This window comes from Dietzia sp. B19 (assembly GCF_014145155.1).
Lineage (GTDB): Bacteria > Actinomycetota > Actinomycetes > Mycobacteriales > Mycobacteriaceae > Dietzia > Dietzia natronolimnaea.
This window is the reverse complement of sequence record NZ_JAALED010000012.1, coordinates 1-17,120: the sequence shown is the minus strand read 5'-3', so window position 1 is coordinate 17,120 and position 17,120 is coordinate 1. Positions and strand designations below refer to the sequence as shown.

Annotated in this window: 15 protein-coding genes and 1 riboswitch; of the genes, 7 read left to right on the top strand and 8 right to left on the bottom strand. The window is 70.1% G+C overall.

All coding sequences use genetic code 11. The features are described 5' to 3' along the window. Positions 1–51 precede the first annotated feature (51 nt). The 5 genes from G6020_RS00630 (at position 52) to G6020_RS00610 (ending at position 6,381) form a co-directional block, all read left to right on the top strand. Entirely contained in the window at positions 52–552 is a 501-nt protein-coding gene (locus tag G6020_RS00630; RefSeq protein WP_095719041.1) for a bifunctional nuclease family protein, read from the top strand. A 252-nt stretch (positions 553–804) separates the two neighbouring features. Further along, positions 805–1,446 carry a MerR family transcriptional regulator gene (locus G6020_RS00625; protein WP_095718999.1) on the top strand — a complete coding sequence of 214 codons (642 nt, stop codon included), beginning with the start codon at positions 805–807 and terminating at the stop codon, positions 1,444–1,446. Between the two features lie 33 nt (positions 1,447–1,479). Further along, positions 1,480–1,576: riboswitch (glycine riboswitch) on the top strand. Between the two features lie 175 nt (positions 1,577–1,751). Further along, on the top strand, positions 1,752–4,646 hold the full coding sequence (gene gcvP / locus G6020_RS00620) for an aminomethyl-transferring glycine dehydrogenase (RefSeq protein ID WP_095719000.1): 2,895 nt from the start codon (positions 1,752–1,754) through the stop codon (positions 4,644–4,646). A 130-nt stretch (positions 4,647–4,776) separates the two neighbouring features. Further along, entirely contained in the window at positions 4,777–5,520 is a 744-nt protein-coding gene (locus G6020_RS00615; RefSeq protein WP_347237760.1) for a hypothetical protein, read from the top strand. Between the two features lie 27 nt (positions 5,521–5,547). Beyond that, complete coding sequence (locus G6020_RS00610) at positions 5,548–6,381, top strand: alpha/beta hydrolase (RefSeq protein ID WP_182609310.1); 834 nt, start codon at positions 5,548–5,550, stop codon at positions 6,379–6,381. A gap of 37 nt (positions 6,382–6,418) precedes the next feature. Here the strand turns inward: G6020_RS00610 and G6020_RS00605 are convergent, their stop codons facing one another. Then, positions 6,419–7,975: a fatty acyl-CoA synthetase gene (locus tag G6020_RS00605; protein WP_182609309.1), complete on the bottom strand. Its 1,557-nt coding sequence runs from the start codon at positions 7,973–7,975 to the stop codon at positions 6,419–6,421. Between the two features lie 351 nt (positions 7,976–8,326). On the opposite strand from G6020_RS00605, the gene G6020_RS00595 reads away from it, so the two are divergent. Continuing rightward, a complete protein-coding gene (locus tag G6020_RS00595; protein ID WP_179525197.1) occupies positions 8,327–8,704 on the top strand; it encodes a YchJ family metal-binding protein in 378 nt (125 codons plus the stop codon). A gap of 3 nt (positions 8,705–8,707) precedes the next feature. Here G6020_RS00595 and G6020_RS00590 read toward each other — a convergent pair whose 3' ends face one another. The 7 genes from G6020_RS00590 to G6020_RS00560 form a co-directional block, all read right to left on the bottom strand. Then, the gene (locus G6020_RS00590; RefSeq protein ID WP_095719006.1) at positions 8,708–9,250 is read right to left on the bottom strand and encodes a hypothetical protein; all 543 of its coding nucleotides are present in this window, start codon (positions 9,248–9,250) and stop codon (positions 8,708–8,710) included. Between the two features lie 57 nt (positions 9,251–9,307). Beyond that, a complete protein-coding gene (locus tag G6020_RS00585; protein ID WP_179525198.1) occupies positions 9,308–10,246 on the bottom strand; it encodes a hypothetical protein in 939 nt (312 codons plus the stop codon). Positions 10,247–10,309: 63 nt separating this feature from the next. Then, positions 10,310–11,125, bottom strand: coding sequence for an NUDIX hydrolase (locus G6020_RS00580; protein ID WP_182609308.1), 816 nt, complete (start codon positions 11,123–11,125; stop codon positions 10,310–10,312). 60 nt (positions 11,126–11,185) lie between these two features. Beyond that, entirely contained in the window at positions 11,186–11,812 is a 627-nt protein-coding gene (locus tag G6020_RS00575) for a TetR/AcrR family transcriptional regulator (protein ID WP_179525200.1), read from the bottom strand. Further along, on the bottom strand, positions 11,809–12,267 hold the full coding sequence (locus tag G6020_RS00570) for a DUF3817 domain-containing protein (protein WP_179525201.1): 459 nt from the start codon (positions 12,265–12,267) through the stop codon (positions 11,809–11,811). The genes G6020_RS00575 and G6020_RS00570 overlap by 4 nt, the downstream gene beginning before the upstream one ends. An 84-nt stretch (positions 12,268–12,351) precedes the next feature. Then, positions 12,352–14,898 (bottom strand): DEAD/DEAH box helicase, encoded by a 2,547-nt coding sequence (locus G6020_RS00565; protein ID WP_182609307.1) that lies wholly within the window; start codon positions 14,896–14,898, stop codon positions 12,352–12,354. Positions 14,899–14,939: 41 nt separating this feature from the next. Further along, on the bottom strand, positions 14,940–15,875 hold the full coding sequence (locus G6020_RS00560; protein WP_179525203.1) for a PAC2 family protein: 936 nt from the start codon (positions 15,873–15,875) through the stop codon (positions 14,940–14,942). Positions 15,876–16,141: 266 nt separating this feature from the next. Between G6020_RS00560 and G6020_RS16805 the strand changes: the two genes are divergently transcribed. Continuing rightward, positions 16,142–17,120 (top strand): DUF4192 family protein (locus tag G6020_RS16805; RefSeq protein ID WP_241732506.1); only part of this gene is annotated, 979 nt, incomplete at its 3' end.

The window sequence follows — 17,120 nt, the reverse complement described above, 5'->3', positions numbered from 1 at the left end:
GATCGGGGCTAGGCTGGACCCGTGGGAGAGGCGGAGGACATGGGAAAGAACATGCGAGAGGTGAACGTCGTCGGCATCCGTTTCGAGGAGCCGGAGTACGCACCAGTACTGATCCTGCACGAGAAGGACGGGGGGCGGTACGTCCCGATCTGGATCGGAGCGTCCGAGGCCGCCGCGATCAGTCTCCAGCAGCAGGGCGTGCAGCCGGGCAGGCCACTGACCCACGATCTCGTGGCGACGCTCCTCGAGACCTTCGCCCATCCACTCGAGCAGGTGGAGATCGTGGGGGTGTCCGAGGGGACGTTCATCGCGGAGCTCGTCTTCGAGGGCACGCGGGTCTCAGCCCGGCCGTCGGACGCCGTCGCCGTGGCACTGAGGACCTCGTCCCCGGTCCTGGTCAGCCGTGAGGTGCTCGACGAGGTCGGGATCTCGCTGGTGGAGCAGGGCGAGGAGGAGGTGGAGGCGTTCCGCGAGTTCCTCGACCAGGTGAGCCCGGATGACTTCCTCGGTGGTGGAGACGCTCCGCAGGAGCCCGGCGGCCCCACGTCCTGAGCGCTGCGACCAGGTATTTCTGTCTCCACAGGAGCCACTCCAGCACCAGTGCGCAGGTCGCGGCCAGGTCTCAAGTTCAACTTGAGGTTGAGGTTTACCGCGTGTCCTATTGATCGCGGACCCTCGCGGGCCTAGCGTTGCTCCCAGTGAACTACACCGATGGTGTTCACGTGTTCAAGGATCCGGACTCGACAGAGTCCGGCACCGTGTCCCCGCGACAGCGGCGGCACCCCACAGCTTGAGGGAGCAATCGTGGCCGACCACACCCGGGATCCGGAGTCGTCCTCCACCGGTACGCACACGGAGGGTCTCTTCGGAGGCGACGTCGAGGCCACCCAGGCCACGTTCGACGAGGTGCAACCGGGACTGTTCCCCGACGACGGCATCCCGGACGGCACGAGTGGATACCGCGTGCCGATCGCCTGCCAGATCGCCGGCATCACCTACCGGCAACTCGACTACTGGGCCCGGACCGATCTGGTGGTGCCGTCGATCCGCAACGCCGCCGGGTCCGGCAGCCAGCGCCTGTACTCGTTCAAGGACATCCTCGTCCTCAAGATCGTCAAGCAACTGCTGGACACCGGGATCTCGCTGCAGAACATCCGGAAGGCCGTGGACCAGATCCGCTCCCGGGGAGTGAAGGACCTGGCCACCATCACCCTCTTCTCCGACGGTCGCACGGTGTTCGAGTGCACCTCGAAGGAGGAGGTCTTCGACCTCCTCCAGGGCGGACAGGGAGTCTTCGGTATCGGGATCGGTGGTGCGATGCGGGAGCTCGCCGGGTCGATCTCCGAGTTCCCCGCCGAGACCGTCTCCGCCGAGGACGTCATCGAGCCCCTCGAGGACGAGTTGGCGGCCCGTCGACGCGCCCGCGCCTCGCGGCGTACGGGCTGATCGGAGGAGTCGTCTAGACTCGGCGGTGCGTTCACGCGACTCACGGGAGAGTCCCGCGGTATCCACCGCGGGCGCCGAAGGAGCAACTCCTCTCCGAGAATCTCTCAGGCACCCGGACCGTGTAGTCGTCGAACGCCTCTGGAGAGCGGTGGAACAGACCACCCGCCCACGGGGAAAGCGCGGCCCACAGGTGGGCCCCGTGAATCTCTCAGGCGCCGGCGTCAGCCGGTTGGGGACAGAGCGGAGAGGGTAGCACCGGCCCGCAGGCCGCCCGTCCGGGCGGCCCCGCCCTTCGAGGAGCACCTGTGACGACGACCCCGCACACCGCCCGGACCGGAGGCGAGTTCGTCGCCCGCCATCTGGGACCCGACGCCGACGGCCTGGCCCACATCCTGCGGACCATCGGCGTGGACTCGCTCGACGAGCTCGCCGAGCGCGCGTTCCCGTCGGTCATCCTCGACGAGGTGGGTCCCGACGGCCGGGCAGCGGGCATCGACGCGCTGCCCGAGCCCCTGTCCGAGTCCGACACGCTCGCCGCGCTGCGCGTGCTCGCCGACCGGAACGAGGTCGCGGTCTCCATGATCGGGCAGGGGTACTACGACACGCTCACCCCGGCCGTGATCCGCCGCAACGTCGTCGAGAGCCCCGCCTGGTACACGGGGTACACCCCCTACCAGCCGGAGATCAGCCAGGGCCGACTCGAGGCTCTTCTCAACTTCCAGACCATGGTCGCCGACCTCACCGGCATGGACATGGCGGGCGCCTCGATGCTGGACGAGGGGACCGCGGCCGCCGAGGCCATGACGATGCTCCGCAGGGCCAACCGGTCCTCGAAGAGCCCCCGCTTCGCGGTCGACACTGACGTCTTCGGACAGACCGCCGCCATCCTCGCCACCCGCGCCGAGCCGCTGGGTATCGAGATCGTCACCGCGAACCTGATCGACGACGGGTTGCCGGAGGGCGACTTCTTCGGAGCACTCGTGCAGACGCCGGGTGCCTCGGGCCGCGTCGCCGACGTCGCCGGGCTGATCGACCAGTGCCACGACCGGGGAGTCCTCGTGGCGGCGGGCGTCGACCTGCTCGCCGCGACCGTCCTCACCCCGGCCGGGGACAAGGGTGCGGACGCCTGCTTCGGCTCGTCCCAGCGCTTCGGTGTCCCGATGGGCTTCGGTGGCCCCCACGCCGGCTTCCTCTCCTGTCGCACCGCCCACGCCCGCAACCTCCCGGGCCGCCTCGTGGGCGTGTCGACGGACGCCGACGGTCGGCCGGCCTACCGGCTGGCGCTGCAGACCCGCGAGCAGCACATCCGCCGCGACAAGGCCACGTCCAACATCTGCACCGCTCAGGTCCTGCTCGCGGTGGTCGCCGCGATGTACGCCTCGTACCACGGAGCGGAGGGCCTGGCGGCGATCGCCCGGCGCGTGCATTCCCATGCCGCGGTCCTGGCCGACGGCCTCGTCGCCGCGGGTGTCCAGGTCGTCCACGCCGACTTCTTCGACACCGTCTTGGCCAGGGTGCCCGGCCGTGCCTCCGAGGTGCTCGCCGCCGCCGCCGAGCGGGGGGTGAACCTGTGGAGGGTCGACGACGACCACGTGTCCGTCTCCTGCGACGAGGCCACCACCGGGGACCACCTCGCGCTCGTCCTCGAGGCGTTCGGCGGTGACGTCGCCGACATCGCGGACGCCGGACAGCTGGAGATCCTCGTCGATCCCGCCTACGGCGACCGGACCTCGCGCTTCCTCCAGCACGAGGCGTTCGTCAGGTACCGGACCGAGACCGCGATGCTGCGGTACCTGCGCGCCCTCGCGGACAAGGACCTGGCGCTGGACCGCACCATGATCCCGCTGGGTTCCTGCACCATGAAGCTCAACGCCACCACGGAGATGGAGCCCATCACGTGGCCCGAGTTCGCGGGCCTCCACCCCTTCGCACCGGTCGAGCAGACCCGAGGGATCCGCCGGCTCGTGGCCGACGTGGAGCAGTGGCTCGTCGACATCACCGGCTACGCCGCGGTGAGTCTGCAGCCCAACGCGGGCAGCCAGGGGGAGTACGCGGGCCTGCTGGCGATCCGGCAGTACCACCGCTCCCGCGGCGACGAGGATCGCAGGGTGTGCCTCATCCCGTCCTCGGCTCACGGGACCAACGCCGCGTCCGCGGTGATGGCGGGGATGAAGGTCGTCGTCGTCGGATGTCGACCCAACGGGGACGTCGACGTCGACGATCTCCGCGAGAAGGTCGGCCGGCACGCGGCCGAGCTGTCGGCGATCATGATCACCTACCCCTCGACCCACGGGGTGTACGAGCACGACATCGAGGAGATCTGCGCGATCGTCCACGACGCCGGGGGACAGGTCTACATCGACGGGGCCAACCTCAACGCGCTCGTGGGTGTCGCCCGTCCGGGGCGGTTCGGTGGCGACGTGAGCCACCTCAACCTGCACAAGACCTTCTGCATCCCGCACGGTGGTGGCGGTCCCGGGGTCGGCCCGGTCGCGGTGGCCGAGCACCTGCGCGAGTTCCTGCCCGGCCACCCCTACGAGGAGGGTCTCGGTTCGGGCGCGGTGGTCTCGGCCGCCGCCTTCGGATCCGCCTCGATCCTCCCCATCACGTGGGCCTACGTCCGCATGATGGGCGCGGACGGGCTGCGTCGTGCCACCCTCACCGCGATCGCGAGTGCCAACTACCTGGCCCGGCGGATCGGCCCGGACTTCCCGGTGCTGTACTCCGGGGACGGCGGGTGGGTGGCGCACGAGTGCATCCTCGACCTCCGGCCGCTCATCGACTCGGTCGGCATCTCGATCGACGACGTGGCCAAGAGGCTGGCGGATTACGGTTTCCACGCGCCCACGATGAGCTTCCCGGTGCCCAACACGCTCATGGTGGAGCCCACCGAGAGTGAGGACCTGGCCGAGCTGGATGCCTTCTGTGACGCGATGGCCGCGATCCGCGCCGAGATCGACCGGGTCGCCTCGGGAGAGTGGACCGTGGAGGACAATCCGCTGCGCGGGGCTCCCCACACCGCCGAGAGCGTCTCCGCCGACGAGTGGGAGCACGCCTACCCGCGCAGCCTGGCGGGCTACCCGCTGGGATCGGAGTGGCGCCCCAAGGTCTGGCCCGCGGTGCGGCGGATCGACGGCGCGTACGGCGACCGCAATCTGGTGTGTTCCTGCCCTCCGCTGGACGCGTTCGCCGAGGACTGAGGCGCAGGGGGCCGGCGTTGTCGTACCCGCGTGACACCGTGCGGGCATGACGACGACCGGTTCCCGTCCCGTTCCAGATCTCCCCTCTTCGTGCTTGACGTGGTGTCGCGCCCAGCCTCCGGCACTGCTGGTGGCGGACGAATACGTGGAGGTCGACCTCGACCTGTGGAACCTCAGGCTGGCGGAGCGAGGGGTCGACCTCCGGCTGGTCGCCGGTGGGCCCGACGGCGGCCGGGTCGAGTCCGGGTCCGGATACCTCCGCAGGAGTGACCTCTGGGCAGCGGGCCGCAGGGCTCGGGGCAGCCTGGAGGAGTCCGTGGTCGCGCTCTACATGTGTGCGGCCTGGCTCGCCGGGCACCCGCAGCGATCGGGCGTCCGCAGGGGTCTGCCGGACTTCCGTGTACCGGAGCGCGACCGCTCCGCGTGGCGCTCGGTGTCACCTCACGGATATCCCCTGGTCCTGCACGAGGTGGCGGACTGGTTGGACGCCCCGGCGGAGGCCATGAACCTGCTCCGCAACGGCGCGCCGTACGGCAGGGCTGGCAGGGGGGTGCCCGATCTCGGGTTCCCGCTCGCCTCGCTCTATCTGTCGTCCCTGGGAATGGCGTGGTCGGACCAGACCATCGTTCCCGTCGATTCGGCCGGGATCGCCACGCTGGTCCACGCGGGATGGACCGAGATCGACTCGCTCGGTCGCATGACGCCACGCCGGTATCAGCGGTATCTGGACGTGATCTCCGCGTGGGCGGACGAGGCCGCTGTCGACCCGCTCGTGGTCGAGATGTGGGTGGTGCGCGACTGGCATGACCGGCGCTCGATGGTCGCGCAGTCGGGGTCGTCCGCGGAGAGTCCGCGCGGCGGCCGCCCGCGGTGAACCAGCGGAGAAGATAGTGTCCGCTCCATGGAACCGCAGAGCATGACCGTCGACATCCCGGCCGGCACCCTCGACGTACTGGACTGGCGTACCACCGGGCCCGAGCGCGGGACCGTGTTGGCGTTGCACGGCTTCCCGGAATCCCCGTGGGAGTGGGAGGCGGTCGCCGGGGTGCTGACGCAGCAGGGACTCAGGGTCGTCGCTCCGGCCCAGCGGGGGTACTCGGCCGGTGCACGCCCGGACGACGTCGGGGCCTATGCGATCGAGCACCTGAGCGCGGACGCCCTGGCGATCGTCGACCATTTCGGTCTGGAGACGGTGCACGTGCTCGGCCACGACTGGGGGGCATCGGTCGCATGGTGGCTCGCCGCCCACCACCCCGGGCGGGTGTCGAGCCTGACGGTGGTGTCCGTCCCCCACCTGTCGGCCTTCGCGTGGGCTCTGCAGTCCGACCCGGACCAGCAGGCCCGATCGGCCTACTTCGCCCTCTTCCGCCAGGAGGGGAAAGCCGAGGACGTCCTGCTCGAGGACGGAGCCCGACGTCTGCGGGCGATGTTCGACGAGCACGTGTCTGACGAGCTCATCGCCAAGCACCTCGAGGTGGTCGGCACGCGGGCGGGGCTGACGGGAGCGCTCAACTGGTACCGCGCGATGCGGCGGTACGACCTGCCCGACGTGTCGGTCCCCACGACCTATCTGTGGGGGGAGGACGACCCAGCGATCGGGCGCTCCGGTGCCGAGGCCACCGCCTCCCGGATGGCGGGGGAGTACCGCTTCGTCCCGCTGGCGGGCATGGGGCACTGGCTCCCCGAACAAGCCCCCGAGGTGGTGGCCGCGGAGGTCCTGGACAGGATCGGCTGACGCCGGAGACCCGGGTGGGTCGGGCACGGTCCCGGTGTCAGGACTGGCGCAGTTCCCGCTTGAGGAGCTTGCCCGACTGGTTCCGGGGCAGTTCGTCCACGAAGACGACCCGCTTCGGCACCTTGAACGGCGCGAGATGGGCGCGGGTGCCGTCGATGATCTCGGATTCGGTGGCGTGGACGTCGTCCCTGAGGACCACGATCGCGGTGACGGCCTCGATCCACTTGTCGTCCGGTGTGCCGATCACGGCCACCTCCGCCACGCGCTCATCCTGGTAGACCGCGTCCTCGACCTCCCGGGACGCCACGAGGACACCACCGGTGTTGATGACGTCCTTGATGCGGTCGACGACCTCGATGAACCCCTCCGGGTCGCGCACCACCAGGTCGCCGGAGTGGAACCACCCGTCGCGGAACGCCTCGGCGGTGGCGTCCGGCTTGTTCCAGTAACCCGTGCACAACTGCGGAGACCGGTAGACCACCTCGCCCCGCTCGCCGTCCGCGACCTCTGCGCCCGTCTCGTCGACGACGCGGGCGTCCACGAAGAACACCGGTCGGCCGGCGCTCGCCGGGCGGGCGTCATGCTCCTCCGGGCGCAGGACGGTGGCCAGTGGGCCGATCTCCGACTGTCCGAAGCAGTTGTAGAACCCGAGGTCGGGATACGTGCCGCGCAGGCGCTGGAGCACCGTCACCGGCATGATCGAGGCGCCGTACTGGGCCTTGCGCAGACTCGACAGGTCCCGGGACTCCAGGTCCGGATGTGAGGCCAACGGCACCCACACCGTCGGCGCGAGGAAGAGCGAGCCGATCCTGTCGACCTCGACCCGGCGGAGGATCTCGGTGATGTCCGGGGCGGCCATGAGGTGCACCGTCGCCCCCAGGGAGAGGTAGGGGAGCGCGAACACGTGCATCGCGGCCGAGTGGTAGAGCGGCATGGTCACCAGCGGCTCGTCGTCCGCGGTCAGGTCCAGGGCGAGAATGCAGCTCACGTACTCGTGGACGAGCGCGGAATGGGTCATCATCGCGCCCTTGGGGCGTGAGGTCGTCCCCGAGGTGTAGAGGAGTTGGGCCAGATCGTCGCCGGTGGAGGGGGACTGCACCGGGGTACACGGGGAGTCGTCCGTCGCCGAACCCAGAACGGTGCCGTCCGCGGTCTCCCCCTCACGGGGCAGCAGCGGCAGGGAGCGCAGCCCCGGCATGGTCTCGAGTACGTCCGACAACGTGGCGGCCTGTGCCGGGTCCACCAGGACCAGGGACGCCCCCGAGTCGGTCAACAGGTACTCGAGTTCGCCGCCGGTCAGGGCGTAGTTGACGGGCACGTGTGTGAACCCGGCGCGGGAGGTGGCGAGGAAGCCGATGAGATAGGCATCGGAGTTGACCCCGTAGCCGGCAACCCGGGCGCCGTTCTCGAGGCCCTGGCCGGCGAGGGTCGTGGCCACCCGGTCGACCGCGGAGTCCAGCGCCGCGTAGGTCCACCGGCGTTCGGCGAAGGTGAGTGCCACGCGGTCGGGGAACCGGGCCGCCGCCCGGCGCAGGACGGCGTCGACCGTCGCGGAACTCACGGCGGGACCGGGGAATCGAGGGGGTGTGGTCATCGTCTCAGCCTAGAGGTCAGCCGGCGAGGTCATGGTTCGGCGGCGACGATCTCCAACACCTCCGGGGGGACCGCCCCGTTGCTGTCCCGCGGGGTCCAGTGCTCGCTCGGGACCCACTGGGATCCGCACCCTCGGCACGCGAACATGGGCTCACCGCGGCGCTCCACGGGGGTCCTCGTCCACTCGCACAGGTCGCGGCACGAGCGGACCCGTAGGGGGACGCCGTCGGGATCGGGCTGTCGCCGGGGCCGGAAGGGCAGTGCACGGAAGCTGGACATCTCTGGGCTTGAGGATAACCGGTCGTCGTGTGGGTAGCCTGATCGCGGATGCGGGTGGACGGAGGAGGGCGACGTGAACGCATGTCCCTGCGAGAGCAGGCGCCCGTTCGATCGCTGCTGCGGACCGCTCGTCGAGGATGGTGTCCCGGCCGAGACCGCGGAGCAACTGATGAGATCGCGGTACACGGCCTTCGTTCTGGGTCGGGAGGACCACCTCTGGCGCACCTGGAGCCCGCGGACGCGGCCGGCCCGGGTGGAGGCAGGTGACGTCGAGTGGACCGGCCTCGCGATCCTCGACGTGGTTGCCGGTGGCCCCGCCGACCGGACCGGGACCGTCGAGTTCGAGGCCCGGTATGTCGGGCCCGAGGGCCCCGGTGTCATGCGCGAGCGATCGGCGTTCGAGCGCAGAGGTGGTCGATGGACGTATCTCGAGGGCACGGGATCGTCCTGAGTCCTAGGTGGCGGTCGGGTCTTCCGGCTGGCGGGTCACGGTGACCGAACCGATCGTCCTCGGGGCGGTCACGTCGATGCGCCCGATACGGTTCCCTCGGGGCATCGTCCAGGCGACCATCCCCCGGATCTCCTCGCCGGGAAAGCTCAGAACCGAGGGCACGAGTGGGTCCTCGACCGTCCCCGCGGGGTTCTCGATCCGCTCGAACGGTCGCCCCGACGGGTCGAAGGCCGAGAAGTCCTCCGGGCCCAGTTCCGGCTGACCGGATGCCTGCACCGCGCGGACGTCAACCACCACGACCGCGTCCGAGTACGTGGTCGAGGGCACGATGCGGAGGTCGGACAGGGTCACGGTGGCGTCCCACGATTCTCCGGCCACGGGGAACGGCCTGTCGAACTGCTGCGACGAGGGCAGGGGTCCGGACTGCTGGGCGGTCGGGACGGGGACGCCCGCGGAGTCGTCATCGCCGAACAGGGAGGCCGGTGAACAACCCGACGTGGAGACGGCCGCGGTCACGATCACTGCAGCGAGGACGGCGCGACGCATGTAGGCGCTCCTGGGGCGAGTTCTCACACCGGGCCCGTCCCGGCACGGTCTCAGATCCTACTGCTCACCGGGACGGTGGTCATCGGAGGCGCGCAGGTCACGCCATCGTCTGCCCGCGACCCGGTGCGCGAGGTCCGAGTAGACGTCGTCGAGTTCGGCGGAGATCTCGGCCAACTGGATCTTGAAGTTGACCGGGACGAACACCCGGTCGACGAACTCCGCCTCGGCGGAGATCGTCTGGCCGTCGAACACGTACCTGCACCACAGCGAGTCCCGGTTGAGGATCGCGACCTCGGTCTCCGCGGCCGCGGGATCCTCCACGGAGGACACGAGTGGGCTCCGGAACACGACGAGGGGGAGCGAGCGGTGCGCACGGACGAACAGCAGCACACACCCGGCGGGAACGGTGAACACGTCATGCTCGTCGGGTGTGACCCGACGCTCGTAGACCTCCGACAGAGCCGACTGTAGTGCTCTGGTCGCCTCGTCCGGGGTCGCGATGGGCTGCGACCGGAAGTCGGCGTCCGCCGACACGGGTTCACCCGAACCGGCCCCGGTCGCGTCCTCCGGATCGGACACGTCATGGAGGAATACCGGGTGGGGGATCCCGAAGACGCGCTCCATCGTGCCGGCGACCAGGTGCGCCACCTCGGGTGCACGGTTTACCGGGAACGTGAGGTCCGCCCCCGGAGCACCCTGGTCGGTCGGGCGCCGGAGCGCCCAACCGAGGGCCATGAGTTGGTCGAGCCGGACGGGCCCCAGCGGCTCCGGCGAATCCTCGGACCCGCCGCCGGAGACCTCCGCGTGGACGCTGCCGCCGCCGGTGGCGGTGAAACGCACGTACGGGGTGCGGGTGGACGGCGACCCGAGGACGGGAACGGCCAGGTCGAACGTGGCTCCCGGGACGAGGTCACGCAGTAGTCCGGCCAGGCGGGTCGCGAAGCGGTTCCACCCGGCAGCGATCGACGCGTCCACGTCGAACTCGAAATCCCGCATGAGTGGCAGTCAACCACCGCACAGCCGAGCACGTCGGTACTTCGGGATGTCCGGTGGGAGTGATCAGCTCCCCGCCTCCGGCCGGCCCGCCTGGTAGTCGGACCAGTACTCGTCCGAACCGTCGAAGCGCACGCGCACCCCGCCACGGTGCTCGACGACCTCCGGCTGGACGGGAACGATCCTGCGCTCGGAGTCCAGTGCTGCCGCGACGTCGGGGAACCCGGCGAGGACGCGGAGTTGGGTCCACGTCGGGGGGAGGAGCATGGACCGGCCGGCACGGAAGTCCTCGAGGAGGTCGACGGGGCGGGCCCACATGGTCAGGTCGACCTCGGTCGTGAGGTCATCCGGTTCCTGTCCCTCCGGTAGCGCGGCGAGGAAGAACCTCGTGTCGTACCTCCGCGATTCCACCGAGGGCGTGATCCAGTGGTCGTAGGGGCGGAGTCTGCCCGCCGCGAGTGAGAGATCCTCGTCGGCGAGGAACGCGCTGAAGGCCAGCCGGTGGCTCTCGAGCTCCTCGCGGCTCGAGTGGTACCGGCCGGCGTCCGCGACCGGGGAGCCGTCGAGGTGGTCGGCGAGGAGGACGCCACATTCCTCGAAGGTCTCCCGCGCCGCCGCGCACACCAACCGGCGCGCTCGAGGCACGTCGCAGTCGAACCGCTCGGCCCACCACGCGGGCGCGGGGCCGGACCAGGCGACATCCGGATCGTCGTCCGAGGCGTCCACGCCCCCGCCCGGGAACACCGTCATGCCGCCGGCGAACGCCATCCCGCGGACGCGGCGTGCGACGAACACCTCGGGTCCGCGATCGGAGTCCCGCATCACCATCACGGTGGACGCGTCCTTGATCGGGCGGGCGGTGGGGTCGTTGCCTTCGGTCATGCGGACAAGTCTCACCCGGCGCGGTGGAGGACGGTTCGTCGGGGTGGCCGGACGGCGCCGTCAGTACGTGCTGTCGGAGGACACCCGACGTGCCAGCACTCCGTGCAGGACACGATCGACGTGCTCGCGGAGGTCGGCTCGGTGGTCGCGACCGGGCGACCGGTCGATCCCCGAACGGACGATGCTCATGTACAGGACGTCGAAGACGGTCTGGGCGGGACCGTCGAGGTCCTCCGCCTCCGGTGCCCGCGGGGAGTGCCGGGCGAGCACGAGTCCGATGATGCCCCGGAGTTCCCCGAGGATGCGCTGCGCCTCCGCCCGGTGCGGGCCGGGTTCCCCGAAGACCGTCTCGCGGTGGTAGGCGACGATGTTCTCCGGCTGGTTCTCGAGGGCGGAGAACAGGGGGTCGCACAGTGTGACCAGATCCTCGACGGGGTCCCCGGTATCCGGGACGGTCTCGACCATGGCGCGGAACTCCTCGTTGGCCACCATGCACAGGAGCTCGCCCTTCGACTGGGCGTACCTGAACAGTGTCCCGGTGCCGACCTCCGCCTGATCGGCCACCTCCTGGGTGGTGACCGACGAGTACCCGTTGCGGAAGAACAGGTCGCGGGCGGCGGCCAGTATCCGGCGTTGCTTGTCCGCCTTGTTCAGCTCCCGGCGTCCCGGCTCACGGGCTAGGGTCACGAGAACCACTCGGTGGGCTTGCCCGCCACCAGGAGGAGCGAGAAGACCACGGCCACCACGATGAGGGTCACCACCAGCGCGACGACCGGGGACCGGAGCGCGAAGGCCAGCGTGCGCTCGGCGAGGGTGCGCGACTGTTCGCCTCCGGGCCCGAGCCGCCAGTGTCCCTCAAGCAGCCCGCGGCGCTCGACGGACCTCTCGAACGGCACGGTGGCGTAGGGGATGACCGCGGACGCCAGGCCCATCAGGCCGGTCCCCGCCGACCAGCGCTTGTCCGTCCAGACCGCGATCGTCGCCACGGTGTAGCACAGGAACACGAAACCGTGGATGCTGCCACCGACCGTGGTGGCCCAGTCGAGACCGAACCCGTACTTGCCGACCATGCCCAGGATCAGCAGCGTCCACGTGATCACCTCCGCGAGCGCGAGCCTCTTGTACAGGATGCGGGGGGTCACAGATGTCCTCCAGGGGTCGGATCGGTGTTCGTCGGTCATCGTACGGACACCGGAACCGCGGCCCGGTTCAGCCTCCCCGCTGCGTCACCCCGCGAGGGTCAGCGACGCGAACCGGACCTCGCCCGCCTCGTCGCTGGCGCCGAGGTCCACGACACCCTCGACGGCCCAGCCGTGGTCGTTCTCCGGATCGTCGAGCACCTGCCGGACCCTCCAGGTCCCCGGCTCCACCCCGTCGCCCGATTCGGTGACGGAGAAGAGGGCGGGTCCGCGCGCCGCGGGCCCGGTTCCGATCGCGTCGTACTCGTCCCAGTACGCATCGATCTCGGTGTCCCAGTCGGGATGGAGCGGGACGTCGGCGTCGAGTTGCACCAAGGTGTCGATGTCGTCTCGCGACAGGAGCTCCACGCGGCGGAACATCGCGTTGCGGACCATCACCCGGAACGCCCGCGAGTTGGCGGTGACGGGCCGGGTGGTGCCGCTCGACTGACCGAAGGCGAGCTCGGCCACCTGGTCCGGGGAGACCTCGGGGTCGGTGAGCAGTTCCCACTCGTCCAGCAGGCTCGAGTCGACCTGGCGGACGAGTTCCCCGAGCCATTCGACCAGGTCGTCGAACTCGTCGGTCCGCAGGTCGGCCGGAACGGTCTGCCGCAGCGCACGGTAGGCGTCGGTGAGGTAGCGCAGGACGGAACCCTCCGACCGGCTGAGTCCGTACGCGGAGACCAGATCGGAGAAGGTCATCCCCCGCTCGACCATCTCGCGGACGACCGACTTCGGGGAGGGCTCGACCCCCGCCACCCACGGGTGCCCGGCCCGGTAGGCGTCGTAGGCGTCCGCGATGAGGTCGCCGAGGGGTGTGGGCCACGAGATGTCCTCGACCAGCTCCATCCGTTCCGAGTACTCCACCCCCTCTGCCTTGAGCGCCCCGATCGCCTCGCCGCGGGCGGCCCGCTGCTGTGCGTAGAGGATCGGGCGCGGGTCGTCGAGAACGGACTCGATCACCGAGACCAGATCCAGGACCGGGGTGGGGGAGTCGGGGTCGAGGACCTCCATCGCGGCGATCGCGAACGGGGCGAGGGGCTGGTTGAGCGCGAAGTCCCGTTGGAGGTCCACCGTCAGACGGACGTGCCGTCCGTCGTCGTCCGGCTCCGCCATCCTCTCGACGATGCCGGCGGTCTCGAGCCCGCGGAAGAGTTCGATCGAGCGCAGCACGTGCTGCCGGATCCGGGCCCGGGTCTCGTGCGAGGACAGCAGGAGGTGCCGCATGTGGGCGTAGCAGCTCCCCGGACGCGAGATCACGTTGAGCAGCATCGCGTTGTTGACCTCGAAGCGGCTGGTGAGCTGCTCGGGCTGGGCGCCGACGAGTTTGTCGAACGTCGAGCGGGACCAGTTGACGAACCCCTCCGGCGGCTTCTTCTTGGCCGACTTGCCCTTCTTCTTGGGGTTGGCGGCCGACTTGGCCGCGGCCTTGGCGTTCTCGACCTCGTGCTCGGGAGCCAGCACCACCACCAGACCCTCGGTATCGAACCCCGCTCGGCCCGCACGGCCGGCGATCTGGTGGAACTCCCGGGCCTTGAGGACACGTTGCCGGCGTCCGTCGAACTTGGTGAGCCCCGTGAACAGAACGGTCCGGATGGGGACATTGATACCGACGCCGAGGGTGTCGGTCCCACAGATGACGGTGAGCAACCCGTCCTGGGCGAGCCGTTCCACGAGGCGGCGGTACTTCGGGAGCATGCCGGCGTGGTGGACCCCGATTCCGTGCATGAGCAGCTTGCGCAGGTTCCGGCCGAACGCGGTCGTGAACCGGAATCCGCCGATCTCCTCGGCGATGGCGGCCTTGCGCTCCTTGGTGGCCACCGCCACCGAGGTCAGCGCCTGGGCCTGTTCCAGGGCCGAGGCCTGGGTGAAGTGGACGATGTAGACGGGTGCCTTGTCATCCCGGAGCAGGAGTTCGACCGACTCGTGGATACTGCGCAGTGCGTAGTCGAACGTCAGGGGGACAGGTCGCTCGGTGCCCCCGACCAGCGCGCACTCCCGTCCGGTCCGGGTACGGAGATCCTCGATCAGCCAGTCCACGTCGCCGAGCGTCGCCGACATCAGCAGGAACTGCGTGTCGGGGAGTTCGATGAGCGGGACCTGCCAGGCCCAGCCCCGATCGGGCTCGGAGTAGTAGTGGAACTCGTCCATCACCACCTGACCGATGTCCGCGGCGGCGCCCTCCCGGAGGGCGATGTTGGCCACGATCTCGGCGGTGGCACAGATGATCGGTGCGTCGGCGTTGACCGCGGCGTCACCGGTGAGCATCCCGACGTTCTCGGCGCCGAACACCGCGCACAGAGCGAAGAACTTCTCGCTGACGAGCGCCTTGATCGGCGCGGTGTAGTAGCTCCGCACCCCGCGGGCCATGGCGGAGAAGTGCGCCCCCAGGGCGACCAGCGACTTGCCCGACCCCGTCGGCGTGGCCAGGACGACATGGCTACCCGCCGCCACCTCGAGGACCGCCTCCTCCTGCGCCGGATAGAGCGTCAGGCCCTGGTCGGCGGCCCACGCCACGAAGGCGTCGAATACCGCCTCCTCCAGGAGGTCGGAGGGGACGTCGTCGAGGTCGGCGAGGAGTTCGGGCAGTTGCACCCTACCGAGCCTAGTCGCCCGGCCGCGACCGTCCGTCCGTGCTAGCGGGCGCGGGGCTCGTCGTCGCCGGTCTGCTCCGCGAGGAACCGCTCGAACTCGGCACCGATCTCGTCGCCGGAGGGCAGCGGTGTGCCGCCGGGGTTGAGCGAGTCGGAGCCGTGGCGGGACTCCATGAACTCGTCGTACTGCTTCTCCATCAGCTCCACGGCGGTCCGGATCTCCGGGCTGTCGGCGATCTGGGCGGTCACCTGTGCGGTGAAGTCCCGGGCGGCGGTCTCGAGCTCACCGGACGGCAGCTCCAGCTGGGAGATCTGGGCGATGTTGCCGACGAGGTTGAGGACCGCCGCGGGGTAGGCGGTCTGGGACAGGTACTGGGGTACGTGGACGGTGAAGCCCGCGGACGGGATGCCGTGCTCGGCCATCCGGAGCTCCAGCAGCGCGCTCACGTTCCCCGGGACGGAGAACTCCCCGGGCCACGCGGTGAAGCCACGGATGAGGTCGACGTCGCTGGCGTGTGCACTCGACTGGGTCGGGCGGGTGTGCGGTACCCCGAGGGGGATGGCGCCGAGACCGACCGACATCCGGGCCCCGAACGACCCGGCGAGGTCGATCACGGATTCGGTGAACCCGTCCCACCTCAGGTCCGGCTCCAGGCCGGAGAGCAGCAGGAAGAAGGTCCCGCCTGCGTCCTTGACCGCGTGCATCTGGATGGTCGGCTCCGAGTATCCGGCGAAGTGGTCGAAGGAGTACCGCACCTGCGGTCGACGCGAGCGGTAGTCCACCAGCTCATCCGCGTCGAACTCCACGATCAACTGGGAGTCCAGGCTCTCCTTGAGGTGTTCCGTGACGCCCTGGATCGCCTGGCCGGCGTCGGAGAAACCCTCCAACGCATGCACGAGCACCGGACCCTGTCCGGATTCCGATCGCAGATCGGGGACGGGCTCGATCAGTCGGTACAGATCGCTGTGCCTGGCCATGTCGACTCCTCTCGTCGCAACACCCCGAGCCGTCCGGTCCGGTCCGAACTGATCGTCCCACCGGGACGGGGTTTCTCCTCTTTGCCAACGACGGCGGGCCGCAGTTGATTCCCCACCGTGCCGCGGGCTCCACAGCGGGTCGCCCCCCGCGGATTTCCTCCGGGACACCGCAGGTGGAGTGTCAGAAAGTTGATCCGGTGCACCGGCACCCGCGGGCCGCCCTCGGCCGGGGAGCGGCCGCGAGACGACGAGACAGGTGGACGACGATGACCGCGAACGGACGGATCGGTGACGACGGTGTGGACGACCCTCGGACGGTGGTGATCTCCTCTCCGGAGGAGCTCATCGCGTCCATCCCGTCGATGTTGGGGTTCCCGCCGGGGCCCGGATCGGTGGTGGTGATATGCGGGCGGACCGCGGACGGTCACGCCGGGCCGGTCGTCAGGATGGATGTCGACGGCCTGCTCGGAGGTCCCGGATCGCCACCCGGGGAAGGAGACGGACGGGACGGTGCGGACGGACGGGACGGTGAGGACGGGCGGGGCGGTGCGGACGGGTGGGGCGGTGCGGAGGACTGCCGCTCCGGGGAGGGTGAGCCGTCACCGGTCGTGGCCGACGACGGTCCGGCTCGTGGGCTGGCCCGGTTCTGCTCGAGGGAGGGGGTGACCGACGTCCACCTGGTGGTGGTTCACGAGGACTGTGCGGACGGGCACTCCGCCGGTCTCCGCGCGGAGGACGCCGCCGCGGCGTTCGAGTACTGGTTGGGGCTGGCCGGGACGCAGGTCGTCGGCGCCTACGGGGTGGGCGAGTTCGCACACGGCTCGCCGTGGGTCGATCTGTTCGGGATGGTCCGGGGAACGCAGGTCGACCCGGACTCGACGGAGATCGCCGCGGTCCACGCGTTCGACGGGCGGGTCCGGGCCGGTTCGCGGGCAGAGATCGAGCGGCTGTACCAGGTGCGGGACCACGGGGCGTGTGACGACGATCCGCACGGTCGGGGACCCGCACGGCTGGAGGGGGCCCTCGAGGTGGACCGCGCGGTGAGGGCGCACGAGGACGCGGAACGCCGCCTGGAGGACGGGGAGGAACTCGACGACGACGAGTTGGCCGGGATCGGACGCGTCCTGCTGGACATCGCCGTGCGGGACGAGGTCTACCGGCGCCTGGCCCACCGGGGTCTGTGCGATCGCGACGGCCGCCGCCTGCTCTGGTGGTCGCTCGCGCGCCGCCGGCCGGGCCGCGAAC